General features: G+C 60.0%; 18 protein-coding genes and 1 other RNA gene. 11 read left to right on the plus strand and 8 right to left on the minus strand.

The annotated features are described in order from the left end of the window. Window positions 1-49 precede the first annotated feature (49 nt). A complete protein-coding gene (locus ACTHXA_RS08335) occupies window positions 50-1,393 on the minus strand; it encodes an MFS transporter (protein WP_441671273.1) in 1,344 nt (447 codons plus the stop codon). A gap of 38 nt (window positions 1,394-1,431) precedes the next feature. Then, a complete protein-coding gene (locus ACTHXA_RS08340; RefSeq protein WP_441671275.1) occupies window positions 1,432-2,343 on the minus strand; it encodes a proteasome assembly chaperone family protein in 912 nt (303 codons plus the stop codon). Window positions 2,344-2,432: 89 nt separating this feature from the next. Here ACTHXA_RS08340 and ACTHXA_RS08345 point away from each other — a divergent pair, with 89 nt between their 5' ends. The 3 genes from ACTHXA_RS08345 (at window position 2,433) to sucB (ending at window position 7,288) form a co-directional block, all read left to right on the plus strand. Further along, window positions 2,433-3,953, plus strand: coding sequence for a leucyl aminopeptidase (locus tag ACTHXA_RS08345; protein WP_441671277.1), 1,521 nt, complete (start codon window positions 2,433-2,435; stop codon window positions 3,951-3,953). 140 nt (window positions 3,954-4,093) lie between these two features. After that, window positions 4,094-5,467 (plus strand): dihydrolipoyl dehydrogenase, encoded by a 1,374-nt coding sequence (gene lpdA, locus ACTHXA_RS08350; protein WP_441671279.1) that lies wholly within the window; start codon window positions 4,094-4,096, stop codon window positions 5,465-5,467. Between the two features lie 39 nt (window positions 5,468-5,506). Further along, on the plus strand, window positions 5,507-7,288 hold the full coding sequence (gene sucB, locus ACTHXA_RS08355; protein WP_441671281.1) for a 2-oxoglutarate dehydrogenase, E2 component, dihydrolipoamide succinyltransferase: 1,782 nt from the start codon (window positions 5,507-5,509) through the stop codon (window positions 7,286-7,288). A gap of 153 nt (window positions 7,289-7,441) precedes the next feature. Here sucB and ACTHXA_RS08360 read toward each other — a convergent pair whose 3' ends face one another. After that, window positions 7,442-9,367 carry an FAD-binding monooxygenase gene (locus ACTHXA_RS08360; protein ID WP_441671283.1) on the minus strand — a complete coding sequence of 642 codons (1,926 nt, stop codon included), beginning with the start codon at window positions 9,365-9,367 and terminating at the stop codon, window positions 7,442-7,444. A gap of 137 nt (window positions 9,368-9,504) precedes the next feature. Then, window positions 9,505-11,028, minus strand: coding sequence for a hypothetical protein (locus tag ACTHXA_RS08365; protein WP_441671285.1), 1,524 nt, complete (start codon window positions 11,026-11,028; stop codon window positions 9,505-9,507). A 115-nt stretch (window positions 11,029-11,143) separates the two neighbouring features. Between ACTHXA_RS08365 and ACTHXA_RS08370 the strand changes: the two genes are divergently transcribed. Next, a complete protein-coding gene (locus ACTHXA_RS08370) occupies window positions 11,144-11,851 on the plus strand; it encodes a DUF4191 domain-containing protein (RefSeq protein WP_441671287.1) in 708 nt (235 codons plus the stop codon). A 33-nt stretch (window positions 11,852-11,884) separates the two neighbouring features. Here ACTHXA_RS08370 and ACTHXA_RS08375 read toward each other — a convergent pair whose 3' ends face one another. After that, window positions 11,885-12,310 carry an RDD family protein gene (locus tag ACTHXA_RS08375; protein ID WP_441671289.1) on the minus strand — a complete coding sequence of 142 codons (426 nt, stop codon included), beginning with the start codon at window positions 12,308-12,310 and terminating at the stop codon, window positions 11,885-11,887. Window positions 12,311-12,514: 204 nt separating this feature from the next. Between ACTHXA_RS08375 and glnA the strand changes: the two genes are divergently transcribed. From glnA to ACTHXA_RS08390, 3 genes are all read left to right on the plus strand, one after another. Continuing rightward, window positions 12,515-13,939 carry a type I glutamate--ammonia ligase gene (gene glnA, locus ACTHXA_RS08380; RefSeq protein WP_441671291.1) on the plus strand — a complete coding sequence of 475 codons (1,425 nt, stop codon included), beginning with the start codon at window positions 12,515-12,517 and terminating at the stop codon, window positions 13,937-13,939. 572 nt (window positions 13,940-14,511) lie between these two features. Further along, window positions 14,512-14,751: a helix-turn-helix domain-containing protein gene (locus tag ACTHXA_RS08385; protein ID WP_441671293.1), complete on the plus strand. Its 240-nt coding sequence runs from the start codon at window positions 14,512-14,514 to the stop codon at window positions 14,749-14,751. Between the two features lie 120 nt (window positions 14,752-14,871). Further along, window positions 14,872-15,222: a hypothetical protein gene (locus tag ACTHXA_RS08390; RefSeq protein WP_441671295.1), complete on the plus strand. Its 351-nt coding sequence runs from the start codon at window positions 14,872-14,874 to the stop codon at window positions 15,220-15,222. Window positions 15,223-15,235: 13 nt separating this feature from the next. Here the strand turns inward: ACTHXA_RS08390 and ACTHXA_RS08395 are convergent, their stop codons facing one another. Together ACTHXA_RS08395 and ACTHXA_RS08400 are read right to left on the minus strand one after the other, a co-directional pair. Continuing rightward, window positions 15,236-18,238: a bifunctional [glutamine synthetase] adenylyltransferase/[glutamine synthetase]-adenylyl-L-tyrosine phosphorylase gene (locus tag ACTHXA_RS08395; RefSeq protein ID WP_441671297.1), complete on the minus strand. Its 3,003-nt coding sequence runs from the start codon at window positions 18,236-18,238 to the stop codon at window positions 15,236-15,238. Window positions 18,239-18,290: 52 nt separating this feature from the next. Next, complete coding sequence (locus ACTHXA_RS08400) at window positions 18,291-19,616, minus strand: glutamine synthetase family protein (protein WP_441671299.1); 1,326 nt, start codon at window positions 19,614-19,616, stop codon at window positions 18,291-18,293. Between the two features lie 63 nt (window positions 19,617-19,679). On the opposite strand from ACTHXA_RS08400, the gene panB reads away from it, so the two are divergent. Further along, complete coding sequence (gene panB, locus ACTHXA_RS08405) at window positions 19,680-20,510, plus strand: 3-methyl-2-oxobutanoate hydroxymethyltransferase (RefSeq protein ID WP_441671301.1); 831 nt, start codon at window positions 19,680-19,682, stop codon at window positions 20,508-20,510. A gap of 18 nt (window positions 20,511-20,528) precedes the next feature. On the opposite strand, the gene ACTHXA_RS08410 is transcribed toward panB, so the two are convergent. Continuing rightward, on the minus strand, window positions 20,529-20,729 hold the full coding sequence (locus ACTHXA_RS08410) for an SPOR domain-containing protein (protein ID WP_441671303.1): 201 nt from the start codon (window positions 20,727-20,729) through the stop codon (window positions 20,529-20,531). A gap of 12 nt (window positions 20,730-20,741) precedes the next feature. Here ACTHXA_RS08410 and map point away from each other — a divergent pair, with 12 nt between their 5' ends. The 3 genes from map to rnpB all read left to right on the plus strand — a co-directional run bounded on the left by map (window position 20,742) and on the right by rnpB (window position 22,871). Then, complete coding sequence (map, locus tag ACTHXA_RS08415; RefSeq protein WP_441671305.1) at window positions 20,742-21,623, plus strand: type I methionyl aminopeptidase; 882 nt, start codon at window positions 20,742-20,744, stop codon at window positions 21,621-21,623. A 57-nt stretch (window positions 21,624-21,680) separates the two neighbouring features. Then, entirely contained in the window at window positions 21,681-22,463 is a 783-nt protein-coding gene (gene ppgK / locus ACTHXA_RS08420) for a polyphosphate--glucose phosphotransferase (protein WP_441671307.1), read from the plus strand. A 62-nt stretch (window positions 22,464-22,525) separates the two neighbouring features. Beyond that, window positions 22,526-22,871, plus strand: an RNA gene (gene rnpB, locus ACTHXA_RS08425) — RNase P RNA component class A. Window positions 22,872-22,888: the final 17 nt, after the last annotated feature.

Below are 22,888 nucleotides of genomic sequence, written 5' to 3' on the forward strand. Positions count from 1 at the left end.
AAGTATTACACGCGGCCGACCGGTTTTATTCCCAGGAGGGTAAACCCAGCTACTTTCGGCCCCGGCGGCGACGCACTATCACCGTCCACAACGGCGCGACGACAACACCTTCTTCAGCCGCCATTCGTGAGCGTGCGCGGTGTCGCTCAATCAGGATGAACCCGAGTCCGATGGCGGTCACGAGTGGAATTGCCCACATCGCAATTTGGTAGGACTGCCAGGATGACGCGCTGCCAGTAATCCGGTTTCCAAGGTCGATGCCCACGCCGATGAGAAAGAGTGTGAGGCTGCTCGCCGTGAATCCGCCCACGTTCACAATGCCAGAGGCGGAACCGTAGCTGGAGACCGGGTTGAACGTGCGCGCAAAATCGAAACCAATCGTTGACCCGGTGGTGCCCCCGCCCATGATGATGAGCACGAGGATGAAGAACCACATGGGCGGCTCCCCCGGCCAGGTGATGAGCGCGATCCAGCCGAGTGCGACGAGTGCCGCCATCGCAATGACGAGGTTCGATCGACGCAGTGGATATCTCGCCGTGAGCAGACCCAGGAACGGGCCCAACACCATCCCCGCAATCACTGGAAAGACGAGGAAGATCGATGCGAGCACCGGTGGGTAGCCGAGACCCTGCACCATCATTGGGTAGCCCCAGAGCAGTCCAAAGACCGTGCCTGAAAACTGCAGCGTGAAGTGTGACCAAAAGCCAAGTCGAGTTCCCGGACGGGTAAACGAATCGCCAAGCTTCACGAAGGCGCCGCGCAGGGACACGCTCTGCTGGGCATAGCGCTGCTGCGGCGTATCACGGAGCCAAATAAGACCGGCGATGAGCACGATCAATGAGAGCGAAGCGGCCGTGAGGAAGGCAATCGTCCAACCGCTGAGTCCGAGGAGGATCGCAAACGGTACGGCGGAGAGGAACTGTCCCATCTGCCCGACCGTGCCAAAAATCTGCTGCATGACGGGGACACGACGTGGCTTGAACCACGCCCCGATCACGCGCAAGCCCGATACGAAGGTGGTCGCATCACCAATACCTACGAGGATGCGACCCACCACCGCGATTTCAAGGCTCGGCGCGAAGGCGACGATTACTTGACCGACCACCATGAGGAATGCCCCGGCAAGGATGAGCCTGCTCGCACCCACGCGGTCAAGCAGCATGCCGACCGGAATCTGCATGATGGCGTACACAACCAACTGCATCACAGCCAGAGTGGATAGCGCCGTCGCACTGGCGTTGAACATCTCGGCGGCCTCGACTCCCGCGACCCCGAGCGAGGACCGTTGCGTGACCGCGATGATGTACGCAAAGAGGACCAGGGTGAACATCAGCCCCGGAAGACGTTTCGGGATAAGACTCAGCGACTGGGTGTTGGGCAGCGAATCAGACACTCACTCAGTGTGGCACTTTCCCGAACACTTAGCGCTGACTATTCGTCACGGTCGCGACGCGCCGAGAGATAGCGCTCGAGCTCCGCGGCAATTTCGTCCGCAGTGGGAAGCTCACCGTCCGCATCCGCAAACGGATTCTCCTGCGGGGTGCCCTTCAAGAAACCGTCGTGCTGATTCTCCAAGACGGAAATCAGCCGCTGCACTTCTTCATTCGACGCGATTTGCGCATCCACCTCGGCACGAAATACCCGATCCTTTTCGCGCAAATCTTCCGTGGGGATCAGCAATCCCGTTGCGGTGCCGAGTGCTTCGATCAGTTTCAAGGGACCCGCGGGAACGACCCCTTCAGCGAGATAGTGCGGGACGAGCACCACGAGACTCGCGACTGGTTCCTTCGCCTGCATCAAAGCGTGCTCAAGGAGGTGGAGGGCGTGTGCGGGTGCCTCGACTCGCGCCTTCCACACCGAAAGTTGCTCCACGAGATCCTCGCGGTTGCCGGTGGCAGTGAGGCGAAGGGGTCTCGTGTGCGGAACCGGCATCGGGATGGCATGTGCCCACGTCGTGGTGCTAACCCGGAAATGACGCACCAGCGTGACGATAGTTTTCGTGAACTCTTCCCAGCGGAAGTCCGGCTCGTAGCCGCTCAGCAGCAAGTAGCGCTGTCCAAGCGAGTCGTGCATCAGGCGTAAATCAAGTCTCGGGATGCGGTAGTCACGCACCTCGGTGCCGTCGATGGTGACAATGGGTCTGCGCGCACGATAGTCGAGGAGCGCATCCGCACTGAAGGTAGCGACAATATCGCTCTCGCCATGATCGATCATGGTCTCCATGGATTGCCGCACGGTTTGGCCTGAATCGCGATACCCGGTGAGCAATACCACCAGTGGCAGCCCTGCAGGTACATAGCCCCACGCACTCCCTGGGTGCAGTAGCGAACTGAGGCCATCCATAGGCTCCATCGTACGGGTCGGTGTCCTCAACCGCGCGACTGGTTCGCTGTGAGCGTGCCATCCAGGCTGATCTCGATAGGCTCGCAGACATGACCAACGCAGAATTTGAACTTGACGCAAAACCGTACACTTCGGCAACGGTGACTGTGGTGCCGGTACTTGCCGGCGATACCCCTGAGCTCCTCGGTGCGTCCGACCTTGGCCTCACTCCCGAGCGACTTGAATCCCTCGACGTCACCGGAAAGGCCGGCTCGACCCACCGCATCCTCGTCGCTGCCGAGGAAGGTGAGGGTGAGGCGACAGTGCTGTTAGTGGGTATTGGTAAAGAGCGCGAACTCGAAGCACTCCGACGCGCGGCAGGGATTGCCGCGCGTGCACTCAAGAAGAGCGCGGATGTGACCTATGACCTCGTGGCAGCCGCGCCGGAAGAGGCCGAAGCACTCGCGCTCGGACACGCACTTGGCGGTTATTCCTTTGATCGGTTCAAATCAACGTCCAGCGAAGACTCGGAGGCGGACAGTGCCGAAGCCGCGGATGCGGTGCAGCGAATCGGGATCGTCACGAACGGTGAAGACGCCGATGCGGCCGTGCAGCGAGCACGCGTGATTGCGGATGCCGTGCAGCTCACCCGCAACCTGGTCAATACCCCCTCAAACGCGCTGGTGCCGGAAGAGTTCGCGGAGCTTGTCACCGCGGAATTTGCCGACACTGCGGTCACGGTTAAGGTGTGGGACGAGCCGAAGCTTTACGACGAGGGATGCGGTGGCATCGTCGGTGTTGGGCAGGGATCAGTCAATCCCCCACGACTCGTGCACCTCGAATACGCGCCGGAGGGAGCGCAGCACCACGTTGCACTCGTGGGTAAGGGAATCACGTTTGACTCCGGCGGGCTTTCAATCAAGCCCGCAGCATCGATGGTCGGTATGAAATTCGATATGTCGGGTGCCGCATCCGTGGTTGGGGTTATGCGGGCGATCGCTGAACTGGGTCTTCCGGTTCGAGTCACCGGCTGGTGTGCCCTGGCTGAAAATATGCCATCTGCAACCGCCTTGAAGCCAGACGACGTCATCACGACACGGTCGAAGACGACCGTGGAAGTGACGAACACGGATGCGGAAGGTCGCCTCGTGCTCGCCGATGCGCTTGCACTCGCGACTGAGCAGCAGCCCGATGTGGTGATCGATATTGCGACGCTCACGGGCGCACAGGTCGTGGCGCTCGGTGACCGCACTACCGGACTGATGGGCAACGAGGACGACTGGCGTGAACGCATCCTGGCGGCCGCGAACCGCGTTGGTGAGCCCACCTGGTCGATGCCAATTCCGGAAGAGATCAGTGAGAAGCTCGACTCAAATATTGCGGACATTGTGAACGCCAAGCCAGGTGACCGTGCGGGCGGAATGCTGTTCGCCGCGGCATTCCTTGAAAAGTTCATCGGTCAGCGTGAGGACGCGACCGCGGTGCCCTGGGTGCACCTGGATATTGCCGGTCCGGCAGAAACCAAATCGGCATACGGCTATGTGGCCAAGGGAGCAACGGGAGTACCCGTTCGCACGCTCATTGACGCGATCGCCGCTCTGCCAATTGCGGGAAGCGGTAGCGGAAAATAAGAACGCTGCGCCTCGGCATCGGGACATACAGAGATTCAAGATGCCGAGGTGTAGGCTAATCACTGGCTTTTGCCGCGTTTTTGCAATGGGTAATCCCTGGTGCAAGCGCACTGTCCAACTCTTAAAGGGGAGCTTTCCGGGTGTCAGATCACAACTTTGACCTTGTCGTCCTCGGCGGTGGTAGCGCAGGCTACGCCGCCGCTATTCGTGCCAAGCAGCTAGGCCTCTCGGCCGCGCTTGTAGAAAAAGACAAGCTGGGTGGCACCTGCTTGCACCGAGGTTGCATTCCGACCAAGGCAATGCTGCACAGTGCTGAACTTGCAGACACTGTCGAAGAGGGTCTGCGTGCGGGCGTGAATCTCACGCTCGACAGCGTTGACGCTGAGAAGGTTGCAAGCTTCCGTGACGGCATCGTGGCGGGCAAGTTTAAGGGCCTGCAGGGGCTCCTCAAAGCCAATAAGATCGAGATCTTCAGCGGTGAAGGTCGACTCACCTCGCCGACCACCGTTCAGGTCGGTGATGACACGATCACCGCTAAGAACATTGTCTTGGCGACCGGCTCGTACTCAAAGTCGATTCCGGGCCTCGACATTACCGGCAATGTCATCACCTCAGACCAGGCACTGCAGATGGACTGGACGCCTAAGCGCGCGGTCGTCCTCGGCGGCGGCGTGATTGGTCTTGAGTTCGCCAGCATGTGGCGTTCCTTCGGTGCTGAAGTCACGATCCTCGAGGGGCTCCCCAACCTTGCCCCCGCAGAAGATGAGACGATCTCGAAGCAGCTCGAGCGCGCATATCGCAAGCGCGGCATCAACTTCCAGACCAACACGATGTTCGACTCGGTTACCCAGGATGAGTATGGCGTTCACGTCAAGACGAACAAGGGCGAAACCATCGACGGAGATGTCCTCCTCGTGGCCATTGGCCGCGGCCCTGTGACCTCCGGTATGGGACTCGAAGAAGTTGGTGTAGAACTCGACCGTGGCTTCGTGACCGTGGATGAAACCCTGCAGACCACCGTCCCTGGCGTCTACGCTATCGGCGACATCGTTCCCGGCCTCCAGCTTGCACACCGGAGCTACCAGCACGGCATTTTCGTCGCTGAGCAGATTGCTGGACAAAACCCCGTGCTCGTGCCGGACGTCAACATCCCCAAGGTGACCTATAGCGAGCCGCAGATTGGTTCGATCGGACTCACCGAGGCCAAAGCCAAGGAAGCGCACGGCGAAGAGGCGGTGCAGGCATACGAGTACAACCTTGCCGGCAACGGTAAGAGCTCGATCCTCGGTACCTCCGGATCGGTGAAGGTTGTCCGCGTCAAGGATGGCCCAGTCGTTGGTATCCACATGATTGGTGGACGTATCGGTGAGTTGATCGGTGAAGCACAGCTGATCGTGAACTGGGACGCCTACCCCGAAGACGTCGCACAGTTGGTTCATGCACACCCCACCCAGAACGAGTCCCTGGGCGAGGCAATGCTCATGCTCGCGGGCAAGCCGCTCCACACGCTCTAGAACGCGCCCTCGAAGCAGAAAATTTTAGGAGAATTTGTAATGAGTCAGGAAATTACGCTCCCGGCACTGGGTGAAAGTGTCACCGAGGGCACGGTCACTCGCTGGTTGAAGAACGTCGGCGACTCGGTTGAGGTCGACGAGGCACTACTGGAGGTGTCGACGGACAAGGTCGACACCGAAGTTCCCTCGCCTATTGCTGGCGTCATCGAGGAAATCCTCGTGCAGGAAGACGAAACCGTTGAGGTTGGCGCCGTCCTGGTCCGCATTGGCGACGGTAGCGGTGCATCCGATTCGGCAAGTGAAGAGCCCGCTCAGGAGGAGCCTGCGGCAGCAGAGGCACCCGCCGAGGAAGCTCCCGCTGAAGAAGATGCACCGGCTGAAGCAGCACCCGCCGCTGAGTCGGCACCGGCTGCAAGCGGCGATGCGGAAGAAGTGACGCTGCCCGCACTGGGCGAGAGTGTCACCGAAGGCACCGTGACCCGCTGGCTCAAGAGCGTCGGTGACGCCGTTGAGGTAGATGAGGCACTGCTTGAGGTTTCGACGGACAAGGTCGACACCGAGGTTCCCTCCCCCGTGGCAGGTACCTTGCAAGAGATCCTCGTGAACGAAGACGAGACGGTTGAAGTCGGCGCGGTACTTGCGCGTATCGGATCTGGTGCTGCCGCTCCCGCACCAGAATCGACGCCCGAACCAGCCGAAGAATCGAAGCCGGCAGAGGAATCGAAGCCAGCACCGGCAGCGGAAAAGCCAGCTCCGGCCGCACCCGCACAGCCTGCTGCCCCGGCAAAGCCCGCCGCACCCGCTAAGCCTGCCACGAGTGAGTCTGCCCAGGCAGCAGCACCGTCGGCACCAGCTGCGGCAAGCGGACCCAAGCCACCACAGCGTCCGGCAACCAAGAGCGACCCTCGCTACGTGACCCCGATCGTGCGCAAGCTTGCGAGCGAACACGGCATCGACCTCACCCAGGTGAGCGGCACCGGCGTTGGTGGTCGTATCCGCAAGGAAGACGTGCTCGAAGCTGCCAAGGCTAAGGAAACGGCTGCTCCAGTTGCAGCGGCAGCGGGTGCGCCGGCTGCCGGCCCGAAGCCAGTTGAGGTTTCGGAGCTTCGCGGTACCACGCAGAAGATGTCGCGCCTGCGCAAGGTCGTCTCGACTCGCGCCGTTGAGTCCATGACGCAAACCGCGCAGCTGACCACCGTGGTCGAGGTGGATGTGACCAAGGTCGCGAACCTTCGCCAGGCTAAGAAGAATGAGTTCCTCGAGAAGACCGGCTCGAAGCTCTCCTTCCTGCCCTTCTTCACGCTTGCTGCGATTGAAGCGCTGCAGACCTACCCGATCATCAACTCGCGTGTCGAGGGCGATTCAATCGTCTATCCCGACTCCGAGAACGTTGCGATGGCGGTGGACACCGAACGCGGCTTGCTTACACCGGTGATCAAGAACGCTGGTGGCAAGTCGCTCGCAGAGCTTGCGACCGAGATCGATGATCTCGCCTCGCGTAGCCGTGACAACACACTAAAGCCTGACGACCTCGCGGGCGGCACGTTCACCGTGACCAACACCGGTTCGCGCGGTGCGCTCTTCGATACGCCGGTGGTGTTCCTCCCGCAGGAAGCGATCTTGGGTCTCGGCATTGTGACCAAGCGTCCGGTAGTGGTGAAGTCCGCTGAAGGCGACGAGAGCATCGCGATTCGTTCGATGGTGTACCTCGCACTGAGCTACGACCACCGCATTATCGATGGCGCGGATGCGGCTCGGTACCTCGGTCAGGTCAAGCAGCGCCTTGAAGAGGGCGCGTTTGAGGGCAACCTCGGCATTTAGTGCGTGCGGCGCTGGTCGGTAATCAACGTACCGATCGGCGCCGGCACACTTCCTTAACCACACAAAAAAGATCCCCGGTGGGCCAGGAACTCTCCTGGCTCACCGGGGATTTTTGTTGCTTCCGACAGGGGCTTGTCGGAAGCAACAGGGCCGCTAACGCTGTGCGGTCATCGACTGTGCGAAGAAGTCCGTGAGCTCTTCGCGGGCATCTAGTGGCAGGATGTTCGCGACATATTGATCCGGACGGACGATGACGATTGCGCCATCGCGGCTCACACCACGAAGATCATAAATGTCTTCTTCGCTCGTTGCCTCTCCCGCGGTATTGACATCAGTGATGTCACCGATGGAGTGCACGCGGAAATAGTCCTGGAGCTGGAAAGGACCGTTCTTTGGGCGGAACGTGGGGTGCACATCGCTGAAGTCGAACTCCGTGTATCGCTGCTGGTAGACGACATTCACCTCGAAGCGCGAGTTCACGTCCTCCCCTACGGGGGTGAACTTATTCAGCGGTGACTCTGGATCTGAACCGAGCCACTCTGCGAGTCGTTCGGTCGCGGAATCTTCGCCAGCCTTCGCCTGATCGGCAAATACATAGATTCGGTAGCGGCCGTCAGCGAATGCCTGGTGGCCGAGGTATATCGGATTGGCATCACAAATTCGAATCACCGGTGCCGCCTTGAAGCGCTTCCCGAGCGGGAAGCCGCTCGCAAGATGCTGATACTTCGCCTCACCGGTGAGGATTGACGGGGAGTACTCGGTCATGAATCCGGCCGGGAACTCGGCGGTCTTGACATAGAACTCGGCTACCTCATCCGGGCTGTCAAAGTCTTCCGACTTCTTCGCCATGAGTGTGGACCACTCTTTATCGAAGTTGATGAGGTCCACTGCGACCGACTGCCGCTCTGCAGAATAGGTGTCGAGGAGTGATGCAGGTGCGCGACCGGTGAGGACGTGCCCCAGCTTCCACGCAATATTCCAGCCGTCTTGCATCGAGACGTTCATGCCCTGACCCGCCTTGGCGCTGTGTGTGTGGCAGGCGTCGCCGGTAATGAAGACGCGTGGTGAGCGGGTGCCAACTTCGTCCTCGGGCACATCGTCGAACTTGTCGGTGACGCGGTGACCGACCTCGTACACGCTGTGCCAGGGCACGTTCTTCACTTCCAACGTGTAGGGGTGGATGATTTCGTTGAGTTTCTTGACGATGTCCTCAAACGGAGTGTTACGAACAGCGTGGTTGTCGTCCTCGGGCACTTCGCCGAGGTCGACGTAGATACGCGTGAGGTAGCCGCCCTCGCGCGGAATGTGCAAAATACTTCCCGCATCGGAGTGAATAATCGACTTCAGGCGAACGTCGGGATAGTCGGTTTCGGAGAGGACATCCATCACACCCCAGGCGTGATTCGAAGTATCGCCCTTGAGGCGGCGACCAATCGACTTGCGCACCTTTGAGGATGCGCCGTCAGAGCCGACCACGTATTTCGCTCGAACGGTGAGCTCCTCGCCCTCGTGCTCACCGACCGTGCGGCGGAGGGTAACGACGACCGGGTACTCCCCTTCATCTGTGACTTCAAGACCCACGAATTCGTAGCCGTAGTCGGGAACGAGGCGACCCGGGGATCGCTCAGCAAATTCCGCAAAGTAGTCCAGTACTCGAGCCTGGTTCACGACCAGGTGCGGGAACTCGCTGATTCCGGTCGCGTCATCGGCAGTGCGGCCGGTGCGAATAATGTGACCGGGGTTGTCGGGATCAGGGTTCCAAAACGTGGTCTCGGTGATGCGATACGCCTCGGCGATGATGCGTTCCGCAAATCCGTAGGCTTGGAAGGTCTCGACGGTGCGTGACTGGATGCCGTCTGCCTGACCGAGTTCAAGTCGGCTGCCGCGACGCTCGATAATGCGTGTGTTCACGTTGGGAAACTGCGCGAGCTGGGCGGCGGTGATCATACCAGCGGGACCGCTACCGACGATTAGGACGTCGATTTCCTCGGGCAGCTCTTCGGGCCGGTCGAGACCGATGCCAGCGGCAGGTTCGACACGAGGTTCTTGCGATACATAGCCGTGGTGGTGGAACTGCATTGTTCGGAATCCTCCTAGATTATGGGTGTTCGTTGGAGGATCAGCACTCCGCTATCCTGACGCAACACCTCGATCGTATATCATTTGACTGACTTCGCGGTGGATAGCTCAATCTTTGTCTACTTCGCTGCTCATACCTAGAGGATTGAGTCGGAAAACCAAATTTCGCGCAGACGCCATCCTTCAGCGGTGCGTTCTACGGAAAGCGATACCGAGCCGCTGCCGCTAATGAGCTCGATATCGCCAAGGTCTGCGGCAACCACCCACTCATCGGTTTCGATAAGTCGTTGCGATGGATCTTCCCCGCTTGTTACGAACTCATGATCTGTTTCGAGTCCCGGGGCTCCAGGAGCATAGAGCTCATCGAGGCAGGATGCGTTCGATGCTCGTAGGCATTCGTTTCGCGCTGCGATGAGGTGAGGAACTGAATCGATCGCACTTGCCGCGGCACCTGTGCTCCCCTCCCCCTGCGCGTCTTGTGCTCCTTCGGTAACCGCAGGTTCGATTGGTTCGTACTCCGGCTCATCGGTGAGCGCTGGAGATTGAGTTGCCGAGGTTTCGACAGCCGCTTCGCTCGGTGACGGCGAGTTCTCGGCACTTGAATTGGCGCTTCCTAATAGGAGCGCTCCGATCGCAATGAGTACGCCAACGACCGCGGCGAGAGCCCAGAACACTGGTCGAACACCGGCCACCGCACGGCTAAGTCGAGAACCGAACTCACTCAACGCGGTCAGTCGTAATCGCCGTTTGCGCGTGGTTCGTACTGGTGCAGGGAGCAGGGTTTCGTCGTCGCCCGTGATTGCCTCGTCCGAGTCGAGTGCCCGAACGGCGTGATTCGCTGCGCTGCCGAGAACGTCACGACTGCCCTGCCCCGGCAAAACGCCCTCGGCTACCGGAGCCGGTTCTGCCCATTGAAAGAGCGCATCGATAAGTCTGGCAGCCGCATCGGACGGTGTCACGCCATCACAGATCGCGGCGATGAGGGTTTCGAGTTGCTCCGGCGCGGGTGTCGAGGAACGACTAATAATCGCATCCGCCACTTTGCCGAGGGCACGGATGTCAGTGGCCCGAGTGATGTCTGCTCGGGCCGACGACACCCCATCCAATTCAATAGCTTTGGACCAGTGATCGAGCCACGGTCGGCCAAACTCGTCGAGGAGGCAAGCGGCGAGATCGATGTTCCGATGCCCCATACCCGCCTGATGAGCCAGCTGGACGGCCTCGGTGATCGGCACGAGTAGTGTGACCAGCGATCCTGGCGTGAACTGGAAATCTCCGGCCACCAACTCCGACCAGCTGCGGCGCTGTTGGAGCGGAAACACCGCAATCCGCAGGTCATCTTCGGTCAGCGTTTCCTCCGCCAACTCGACAAATTCTGACCCGATCTCGTCGCGGATGGCACATTCTCGAGCAAGCACCTCGGATTCTGCTTGGCCCACGGCAACGCGGATTCGCCGGTGTTCGAGGTGCGGTTGTGCCGGGCTCGCAAACGCCGCCCAGTGCTCGCTTCCCTGTGCCCGCTCATATCCGACAATTTCGCTGACACCCACGAACTCCGAATTGTCCGGCCTAAGCGGGCGCACGAGACGCCAACCCGAAATGACGTCGCCGGCGCGAGGGCGTGCGTCTCGATCGCGTTCTGTGCTGCGTTCCAAAAGCATGCCCGCATCTTGCACGATGCATTTGAGGGCGAAGGTGAAACGCGGCGTTACCTGTTGATAACTGTTGATTCGCCCGATTCTGTGGACAGTTGTCGGCGGGTATTATAGGAGGACTATGGCGAAAAAATCCGACTCAGCTACCAAGGAGCCCGGCCGCTTCCGGCAGCTCATCGACGTCTTCAAGATGACCGCGAAGTACGACAAGGCGGGTGTCGTATTCATCGTGGCGGGCTTCGTGCTGCCGATCATCCTCGCAGTCGTAATGTGCATCGTCACCAATGCGAACTGGCTGATGTGGTTGCTTTACGTCGTTCTGGGCGCGGTGTTCGGTCTGCTCATTGCAATGTTGCTGCTGAACTGGCATGCAGAGCGCGTCGCTTTCGACCAGCTCGAGGGTAGGCAGGGTGCCGCTGGCTCCGTACTCTCCTCCGCAATGCGTGGCAAGTGGCGTACCAGCGATATGCCGGTGGCCTTTAACCCCAAAACGCAGGATTTTGTATTCCGTGCGATTGGTAAGCCCGGCGTTGTGCTGATCACCGAATCTACGAATGCGGCGACGAAGCGCCTCCTTAATGACGAGCGAAACAAGACGAAGCGTCTGTTGCCGACCGTGACCATCCACCACGTTTTGGTGAATAAGGATGAAGGCGGAATCAAGCTTGCGGATCTCAAGAAGACCCTGAATAAACTACCGAAGCAACTGCGCAAGGAAGAGATTCTCGCAGTCGACACTCGCTTGGCCTCACTCAAGAAGAATGAGCTGCCGATTCCAAAGGGTGTTGACCCGAACAAGATTCGACCGTCACGCTCGAATATGCGCTAGCGCGCTGTCCTCGCCCTCGTTCGGGCCTCGGAGCTATCGGAATTTCCGAAGCACGAGGCCCGAAAGCGATTCATGGGCACCGCGTTGGTCGCGATCCATGATCAAGGCAGGCAGTACGAACACGAGCAGCAGCTGTCGTACCCAGGGACGCCACCATCCGGGCGCCTCTCCCTGCACGGTGTTGACCCGCATTCCAAAAATGATGTGGCCGAGGGAGCCGCCGAGCAGCCAGATAAAGATGCTGGTGAGGACCACAAAGATCGCCGCAATTGCGAGGGCGTCATAGTCGAATAGCCACCACGAGAGCAGGCTCGCGATGCTCCAGTCCACGATGAGACCAAGAATGCGCAAACCAAAGCTTGCGACCGAACCTGGACCACTCTCGGGAAGCCCGAGCCGCTCTCCTGGATAATTGCTTTCAGGAACACTGAAGGAATTCGAATCGCGGGTCTCAGCCATTAGCCCAGTCTATCGGTGAGCAACCGGTTCTCGAGGAGGTCGAGGGCTTTACTGAAGGCGTGTCCACTGACAGGCGCGCAATGCTAATGACATCAGACAGAATCGTGTAAACTCACATCACGCCGCGAAACTGGCGGGTAATACTCGCCAGGCGCACGTCGGGACGCGTTCCCGGACACACCAACTGAGGAGGAACTTTTACCCATGTTCACCGAGCCCGCCGAACTTGTCTCTTATATCAAGGAGAAGGGGATCTCGTTCATCGACATCCGCTTCACCGATCTGCCCGGAACTCAGCAGCACTTCAACATCCCGGCGTCGACGGTCGATGACGACTTCTTCAGTAGCGGACAGCTCTTCGACGGCTCATCGATTCGTGGCTTCGCCTCGATCAACGAGTCAGACCTGCAGCTCATCCCGGATGTGACCACGGCATACCTGGACCCCTTCCGCGCCGAGCCAACCATCGTCATTCTTTGCGATATTTTCAACCCCCGTACCGGCGAGATCTATCACCGTGACCCGCGGCAGGTTGCGAAGAAGGCAGAGAAGTTCCTCGCCTCGACGGGCGTGGCAGACACCGCGATTTTCGCACCCGAGGCAGAGTTCTACGTTTTCGATGACGTTCGCTATGAGAACCAGCCCTATCGCACCTACTACCAGGTGGACTCCGAAGAGGGCTTCTGGAACACCGGCCGCGAAGAAGTTGGCGGAAACCTTGCGAACAAGACCCCGAAGAAGGGTGGTTACTTCCCAGTACCACCGGTCGACAAGCAGGCAGACCTCCGCGACGCGATGAGTATGACGCTCATTGAAAGTGGGTTCGAACTCGAACGGGCACACCACGAAGTGGGCTCCGGCGGGCAAGCGGAGATCAACTACCGCTTCAACACGCTCGTGCACTCGGCCGATGACATCCTCAAGTTCAAATACCTCATCAAGGGCGTCGCGAACGACTGGGGAAAGACCGCAACGTTTATGCCAAAGCCAATGTTTGGCGAGAACGGTTCGGGTATGCACACGCACATGTCGCTCTGGCAGGGTGGCGAACCGCTGTTCTATGACGAGGCCGGCTACGCATCGCTTTCCGACACCGCACGCTGGTATATCGGCGGCATCCTCGCGCACGGCAAGTCGCTCGCGGCCTTCACCAACCCGAGCACCAACTCCTACCACCGTCTCGTAAAGGGTTACGAAGCTCCGATCAACCTCGCGTACTCGGCTGGTAACCGCTCGGCGGCGGTTCGCATCCCGATCACCGGCTCAAGCCCCAAGGCAAAGCGCATCGAGTTCCGCACCCCGGATGCGACGGCGAACCCGTACCTCGCGTTCGCAGCCTTGCTCATGGCTGGTCTGGACGGTATCCAGAACCGCATCGAGCCAATGGACCCGATCGACAAGGACCTCTACGAGCTGCCTCCGGAAGAGGCGAAGAACATCCCGCAAATGCCGCTTTCGCTGAGCGAGGCACTGCGCGCCCTGGAAGAAGACCACGAGTACCTGCTCAAGGGCGGTGTCTTCGACGAGGATCTCATCCGGACCTGGATCGACTACAAGACGAACGCGGAGATCTTGCCGATGGCCGAGCGTCCGCACCCCTACGAGTACGAACTGTACTTCGGGGTCTAGCTCCAGAAGGGTTCCGACGCCGTACTCCCGTATCTGCGGAACCCAGTGAATACAGGGATCCCCGGCGGTTTCACACCGACCGGAGATCCCTGTATGTACGGAGGTCTACGGAGTTTGCCGGCCGGATTCTCGCCAGTCAAAACGATGGCTTTTGTACTTCGGGCTCTGAATCCGAGTGGACATCCGCCAGATACTTGCGGGGCTGGCGTCGGGAGTGTCAATCGTGGGTCCCACTCGGACTCTCCGGGTTCTCCGCTTCAAATGCAGCGGCCAGAGCACTCCCGCAACGCGGAACGCCGCTGGTCGTGCACGGTGCATCACGATACACCTGTTTCGACTGCTTCGATTGTTTTGTTTAGGAAGGATGGGCTGATGAGCGACATCGCGACGCTGGTTCCCGAGCCGGCAGACTCCGAGTTGGCGGCCTCTGCACTGCGCGGGCTCGACGCCGCACTCGACGCCGAGGGCCCGGTGCGACTACGCCTGGCGGGCAGGTCGGTGAGGTGGAGGTTCCCCGGTCTGCGCTGGCTGCGCTGGCGCAGGTGCTCGACAGCTTCGCGCACGGCGAGGGCGTGACCGTCCTCCCCTCGCAGGCGGAGCTGACCACTCAGCAGGCCGCGGACGCGTTGAACGTCTCTCGCCCGTTCCTGATCGGACTGCTTGACGCCGGACAGATCGACTACCGCACGGTCGGCACTCACCGCCGTGTGAAGGCCGCGTCCTTGATCCGCTACCTGCGCGAGGATGACGTCCGCCGCCTGGCGGCGGCCGATGCGCTGTCTGCGGAGACTCGCGAGCTCGGATTCGCTTGATGCTGGTCGTCGTCTACGCAGCCGAAGTGGACGGAACGGATTCTCGATGAGGTGTTCCGCAACCTGCGCGTGAACCGCCCCGATCTGGGCCCGGCACGGTTGGACCGTACCCGCCGTTAGATGAACGATGCGATCCGCGACGTCGCGGTGACAGGCTACGAGCATCTGATCGACCAGATCGACCTCCCCGATGCGGACGACCGGCATGTGCTGGCCGCTGCGAATCATGCCGAAGCGGAAGTGATCGTCACCCTAAACCTCCGCGACTTTCCCGCCGACTGTCTGAATGTCTGGGGCGTGCAAGCGCAGCACCCGGATGACTTCCTCGCCACGCTGCAGCAGGATCACCCGAACGTGCTCAACGGTATCGTCATTGCAATCGCCCGCACCTGGGGTGACGACGTGACGCCCGGCGAAATGCCATCCGTGGCACTTTTTCAGGTTTTGACGGCCCAGCGAGCAAGGTTTTGACCGCCCGGTTAGCTCAGTCCCCGTAAAAGAGGGTTTCAAACACAGCCCGCGAACGACGCGTGGCAGTGAGATAGTCATTCTCGAGGTCAATGCCGTGTCCAGGGTCATAACCGAGCAATCTTGCGACACCGTCAAGTTCAAGCGGATCTCCCGGCAACACATCCGTCTGCGCATTCGAAAACAGATACACGGCAGAACGGATTCGAGACGCGAGCAGCCAGGCGTTCCGCAAGATTTCGGTGTCAACGACGCTGACCAGATTGTGTTCCTGCGCGATCGCGAGGGCGTCGAGCGTGGAAGGGGTGCGCAGTTCCGGGATATCGTGCGCATGGTCGAGCTGGATGATCTGCACGAGCCATTCCACATCGGAAAGCGAACCGCGACCGAGCTTGAGGTGACGCTTCGGGTCCGCGCCGCGAGGAAGTCGTTCGCTTTCCATACGGGCTTTAATGCGCCGAATTTCAGTGAGCTCCTGCTTCTGCAGTCCCCGCGACCGATACCGGGTGCGATCGGCAACCTTCATAAACTCATCGAGCAAGGTTCCGTCGCCCGCGACCTTGTCGGCACGTAATAGCGCCTGTGCTTCCCAACCGAGTGACCACTTCGCGTAGTAGGAGTCGTAGGCACTGAGCGAACGAGCCAGCGGACCGGACTTTCCCTCGGGTCTGAGCCCCGCATCCAGGTCAATTGGCATTCGATTGTCATCAAGCAGCTCAGCGATGCGCATCACGAATTTGCGCGCGAGCTTGCTCGCCTCTTCCGTGCCTCGCGACTCGGGGTCATATACGTAGAGCACATCGAGGTCGGATCCGAACCCCAGCTCCGCTCCCCCGAAACGGCCCATCCCGATCACGCCAAAGGGTGGATAGTGCTGCTCGTCATCGATGATCCGGATCGCCTTCTCGGCAGCGCGAATCGTCACATTGGCGATATCGGTGAGGCCTCGTGCTGTGGTCCGCATGTCATTCACCCCGATAATGAATCCGATCGCGATCCGCAAGACTTCACGACGTCGGATACCGCGAATCACCCGGCCAAGCGCGACTTCGTCGTTATAGCGGCCCAGTGCACCGGCGATTTCGTGTTCGAGGGCGGATGCGGTGAGCGGGCTGAGCTTATCGTCGCCATCGAGCCAGATCACGGCTTCGGGAAAGAGCTCCAGGAACGTGGCACAAAACTTACTGCTCGACAAGATGTGGCACAGTCTTCGTGCCGCAAGATTCGAGTCGCGCAGCAGTCGAACGTACCAGGATGCATCCCCCAGCTGTTCGGAGAGCTTGCGGAAGGCGAGCAATCCCTGATCGGGGTTCGCGCCGTTGGTGAACCACTCGAGGAGCACCGGCAGCAAATTGCGCATCATGGTCGAGCGGCGAGAGACGCCGCTGATGAGCGCGCGAATATGGTTGAGCGCACCCTTGGGATCGCGATATCCGATGGTCTTGAGCCTTGCCTGTGCCTGCTCGGTTGTCAGCTGGTAGCTCTCCGTTGGCAACGTGGCCACGGCGGTGAGTAGCGGTCGGTAGAAGACTTTTTCGTGCACGCCACGCACGCGCCGACGCACCGTGGCGAGTTGTTCGCGAAGAATCTTCGGCTGGGTCACGCCAATTGCGCGAGCAAGGATGCGCTGTTCTTCTTCCGTGTCCGGGAACAGGTGGGTTCGCTGCATGTGCCGCAGCTGCACTCGATGCTCGAGTAACCGCAAAAAGCGGTAGTCATTGGTAAATTCCGCGCCATCATCACGACCAATGTGCCCTTCCGCCGCGAGCATACTGAGCGCATCGAGAGTGGTCTGCACACGCACGCTCTCATCCACTTGCCCGTGCACGAGTTGCAGCAGTTGCACCGTGAATTCAACATCGCGAAGCCCACCGGGACCCAATTTGAGTTCGCGGTCTACTTCATCCTTGGCAATGTGGCTGATCACGCGAGCACGCATTGCCTGCACTTGCAGCACGAAGTCATCCCGCCCGGCGGCACCCCAAATCATTGGTTGGAACTGCTCGACGAGTTCCACACCGAGTTCGAGATCACCCGCGAGCGTGCGGGCCTTAAGCAGCGCCATGAACTCCCAGTTATGTGCCCAGCGCTTGTAGTAGGTCAAGTAGCTGTCGACCGTGCGCACCAGTGCGCCGTCCTTACCCTCGGGGCGGAGATTCGGGTCCACTTCCCAGAGGCCGGGCTCGATGCCGTAGTCCGAAATGACATTCATCATCTTGGAGGCCATCCGGGCGGCTATCTCGATCGTCCGGGCGGTACTCAGATCCGAGTCCTCGCGCGGTTCGGCGACAAACATGACGTCAACATCGGAGATGTAGTTGAGCTCCCGGGCACCCCCCTTACCCATACCAATCACCGCGAGCCGAACATCCCGCACTTCTTCCTCGGGGAACCGCCCAAAACCGGCCGGTGGACTGGTCACCTCGGCGCGCGCCACGGCAAGTGCTGCCTCGAGCGCGGCGGAAGCGAGGTCCGCCAGTGCAGCGGCGATGCGGTGCAGTGAGACGGTGGGGTCTTCGAGGCGAGCGTCGTAGAGCGCAATTTTTCCAAGTTCCACGCGATACTCGACGCGCAGTGCGTTGATCGCCGCCTCGTCCGAACGTTTCGCCAGGAGCTGACCGGATTCGGGTTCACGCTCGGCTTGAACTGCTCGCAACAGACGTTCGCGGAGTGTCTCCGGGGATGCGAGCACATTGGCATCGTCGTGCACGTCACGAAGCCGCGATGGGTGACGAATAAAGAACCCCTCAGCGGCAGTGGAAATGGCAAAGAGCGTGATCACCGAGCGAAGGAGCGCCAGGTCCCCCTTAAGCTCAGACACGCATCCGGGTTGCCGCTGAAGGAGCCGAACCAGTGACGCCAACGCGCCATCCGGGTCGGGGTCGATCGGTTCGAAGCAGGCCACGAGCGTTACCGGGTCGAGCCCGAGTAGGTCACCTAGTTCGTCAAGCAAATCGGCAGCTGCGAGTGGATTTGCAAAACCCACGCGAACCAGTCTTGTCCGGATTCCTTCTCGCACCGTTGCTCGCTCCCCTAGTGACTACTACCCACAAATACCGATCGCGAAACCGCTAGAGATTCCGCATCAATTCAAAATCGGTGACCTGTCTGCGAAACCCGAGCCATTCATCCTGCTTATTGCTGATGAAATGCTCAAACAGTTGCTCGCCGAGCGTCTCCGCCACCAATTCGGATTCCTGCGTAACGGCCAGGGCCTCATCAAGGTTCATCGGTAGGTTCTTGTAGCCGAGCACCTGACGTTCGCGGTTCGAAAGATCCCGAAGATCCCCATCGATCTCATTGGGGATTTCATAGCCCTCTTCGATGCCGCGAAGTCCAGCCTCGAGGAGCAATGCGTAGGTGAGGTAGGGATTCGCCGCCGAATCAACGCCACGGTATTCGAGCCGTGCGGATCGCGACTTGTCGGGCTTATAGGTGGGCACGCGCACGAGTGCCGAGGAATTATTGTGGCCCCAGCAGACGTAGCTCGGTGCTTCGTCACCACCCCAAAGGCGCCGGTACGAGTTGACGTGTTGGCAGGTGACCGCGGTGATTTCGCGGGCATGGTGCAGGAGGCCTGCAATGAACTGCCGGCCCGTGCGAGAAAGCTGATGGTTCGCGCCCGCTTCGTGGAACACATTGGTTCCGCCTTCAAAGAGCGACATATGCGTGTGCATGCCGGAGCCGGGCCACTTCGCGCTTGGCTTCGGCATGAACGTTGCGTAAATATCCTGCTCCGCGGCGGCCTCGTCGATGACGGTGCGGAAGGTAATCACATTGTCGGCCATGGTGAGCGCATCCGCATACCGCAGGTCGATCTCGTTTTGGCCCGGGCCCGCCTCGTGGTGACTGAATTCAACGGAGATCCCGAGTTCTTCAAGGAGGCGGACCGAACGACGTCGAAAAAGGTCGACGGTGCTACCCGCGACATGGTCGAAGTACCCGCCCGTATCGACCGGCTCGAGGCCGTTTGGGCCGGGAGTCTTCGATTTGAGCAGGTAAAACTCGATCTCGGGATGAATATAAAAGGTGAACCCGAGGTCGGCCGCGCGGTCAAGGGTGCGTCGAAGCACTTGGCGGGGATCCGCCGCTGCGGGCTGACCATCCGGCGTCGTGATCTCGCAAAACATTCGCGCAGTTTCATCGTCACCGTGCCAGGGCAGGACCTGGAACGTGGTCGGATCCGGGTGCAAGAGCATGTCCGCCTCGGTGCGGCGTGTCAGCCCCTCGATTGAGGAGCCATCGAAGCCAACCCCCTCGTTAAAGGCGCCCTCCACTTCGGCCGGGGCAAGGGCAATCGATTTCAACTTGCCCAGCACATCCGTAAACCACAGGCGAATAAATTTAATCCCGCGGTCACTAATGGTTTGCAGGACGTAATCCTGTTGCTTGCTCACGGATCTGCTCCCTTCCGGTCGACGTTTTCCAAGGCTACCGGCGCCCGACCCTAGAATGTCTCTATGACTGACCAGCAAGCACTAAAGAAGGTGCGTACCCGCCACTTCGCTCAAGCGAAGCAGGACGGACGAAAAATCACCGGTCTCACCGCCTACGACGCGCCGAGCGCTCTGGTATTTGATCAGGCCGGCATTGATTTCTTACTCGTGGGTGATTCCGCAGCGAACGTGATGCTGGGGTATGACACCACGTTGCCAATCAAAGTGGATGAGCTCATCACGATGTCACGATCCGTCGCCCGGGCGGTGAACCGGGCATTCGTCATCGCGGATCTCCCCTTCGGGAGCTACGAGATTTCACCTGAGCAGGCCCTCGAAACCTCGGTGCGGTTCATGAAAGAAGCGGAAGTGCACGCCGTCAAACTCGAAGGTGGAGTGCGAGTCGAGGGCCACATTCGCCGGATCACGGAGTCTGGGATACCGGTGTGCGGTCACGTGGGTTTCACACCGCAGTCCGAACACAACTTGGGCGGTCATGTCATCCAGGGTCGTGGGGATGCGGCGCAGCAGCTTCTCGAGGACGCTCGCGCAGTTGAGCGGGCCGGTGCCTTCGGCGTCGTGCTGGAGATGGTGCCTTCAGATGTTGCGGCCCAGGTCACGGCCGAGCTGTCGATTCCAACCTTTAGCGTGGGAGCCGGGCCAGACTGCGACGGGCAGCTTGTGGTGTGGACCGACGCTTTCGGCTACAGCCAGGGACGAAAGCCAAAGTTCGTGCGCGAGTATGCCGATCTTTCGGGCATCCTTCGCGAGGCAACAAAGGCGTTCATTGCCGATATTCACTCCGGCTCTTACCCATCGGAAGCGGAGTCCTACGACAACACGCAGCCGCAATAGCGGCCAGGTACGAGCCGATTAGTAGCCGTTCTCCTCGGCCTCGCGAGCTTCCTCCGCAGCCCACCGCTGGGCATTCTCGGCGAGCCGTTCATTCGCCCGTGCTGCTTCGGCTTCGGTGGCGAAGGGGCCGATTCGATCGAGCGCGATGGACTGTTTGCCGCGCTCAACTTCACCGGTGCGGGTGTTGTACCAAAATTCGTCTTCAGGCTTCTCGGTCATACACTTGAGGGTATGCCGAAAAACCCTGAAACTGGTCTGCTCATTCCTGGAACTGTCACCCCGATGCGGCCGGTGCCGGCACATATCCCGCGCCCTGAGTACGTCGGTAAGACCAACCCGAATGAACCGGACGGTTCCGGTGACCTGTACACATCCGAAGAAATTGAGCGGGTACGGCATGCCAGTCGGATTGCGGCCGCGACTCTGGAGCACCTCGAACAGTTCGTGAAGCCGGGGGTCACCACCGAGGAATTGGACAAGATCGCGCATGATTTCCTCGTGGCGCATGACGCCTATCCATCCTGCCTTGGCTATCGCGGCTTCCCGAAGGCCTCTTGCACCTCGCTCAACGAAGTGATCTGCCACGGCATCCCCGATTCGACCGTGCTTGAAGATGGCGACATTCTCAATATCGACGTCACCGCGTTTGCCGAAGGAATGCACGGCGACACGAACCGCATGTATCTCGTCGGCAAAGTCGACGAAGAATCCCGGCTGCTGGTCGAACGCGCACACGAAGCGATGATGCGCGGTATTAAGGCTGCGAAACCCGGACGCGAAGTGAATATCATCGGCCGGGTAATCGAGAAATACGCGGGCCGCTTCGGCTACGAATCAGTGCGGGACTACACCGGCCACGGCGTCGGTCGAACCTTCCACTCGGGCCTCATCATTCCCCACTACGACGCACCCCAGTTCAAGGACGTGATCCAACCCGGGATGATCTTTACCGTGGAACCGATGTTGGTCACCGGATCCCAAGACTGGGACCAGTGGGATGACAATTGGACGGTCGTCACCAAAGACGGCTCCCGTTGCGCGCAGTACGAGCACACCATTCTCGTGACCGAAGATGGCTTCGAAATCCTCACGCTGCCTCCCTCACAGCTATAGACCGTTCGCTTTGCTATTTCAGGCTCCTCGATACCTTCTCGGCCTACGATTCTGATCATGGCAAAGAAGCAAGATCGCTTCGCGATCGGGATTGACATTGGCGGCACCGGAATCAAGGGTGGTCTCGTGGACTTGCGCAAGGGCGCCTTGGTCGGCGAGCGCAAAAAAGTGAAGACTCCGAAGGGCGCACCAATCCCGGCGGTAAAGAATGCCGTGCTTGAGGTCTACAACGAGATCCTCAGCCAAAAGGAAGCCAAGGGTCTCGACGTCCCCGTCGGCATCTGCATGCCCTCGGTGGTCCGCCATGGCGTCTCGTATAGCGCTGCGAACATTGATGATGAATGGATCGGCTATCCGGCTCGGGAGGCATTTGCCGACGCGATCGGCAAGCAAGTTTCGCTCGTCAATGACGCGGATGCGGCCGGCTACGGCGAGGTGCGTTTCGGCGAAGCTGCCGACAATATTGGCAGCGTGATCGTCCTCACCCTCGGCACCGGGATCGGCTCAGCGCTCATCCACGACGGGCGGCTTTTTCCGAACAGCGAACTCGGGCACATGGAGCTTGACGGACACGAAGACTATGAGCGATTTGCCTCTTCCAAAGTGCGCGAAAACGAAGGCCTCAGTTTTGAAGAGTGGGGTAAACGCTTGACCCCCTATTTCCAGAAGCTGGAGCAGCTACTCGAGCCCGATGAGTTCATCATTTCCGGTGGCATCTCGAAGCAGGCCGATGATTTCTTGCACCTCATTGAAGTGGGGGTTCCCGTCAAGGTGGCGAAACTGCGCAATAACGCGGGCATCATCGGTGCTGCACTGCTCGGTGCCGAGAATTGGGACTAGCTGCCCGGTTTGCGATCTGCGGCGACTCGATTCAAGTGATGCCGTAGAATTGTGAGGATGAATGGGTCGGCCAGACGGTCGCGCGCCGCGTAAGCGGTCCGAGGAACGTCCGGGCTCCACAGGGCAGGATGGTGGATAACGTCCACCCGGGGTAACTCGCGAGCTAGTGCAACAGAAAGTAAACCGCCCGCAAGGGTAAGGGTGAAAGGGTGGGGTAAGAGCCCACCGGGCGTTCGGTGACGGACGCAGCATGGTAAACCTCATCCGGAGCAAGGCCAACAGGGAACGTCGACGCGGCTCGCCGAGTTCCCGGGTGTGCTGCTAGAGCGGCGCGGTAACGCGTCGCCGAGATAGATGGCCGTCACGACTTCGGTCGGACAGAACCCGGCGTATCGGCCGACCCACTCATCCCTCTTACGGTGCGG

This window comes from Gulosibacter sp. (assembly GCF_052090685.1).
Classification (GTDB): domain Bacteria; phylum Actinomycetota; class Actinomycetes; order Actinomycetales; family Microbacteriaceae; genus Gulosibacter.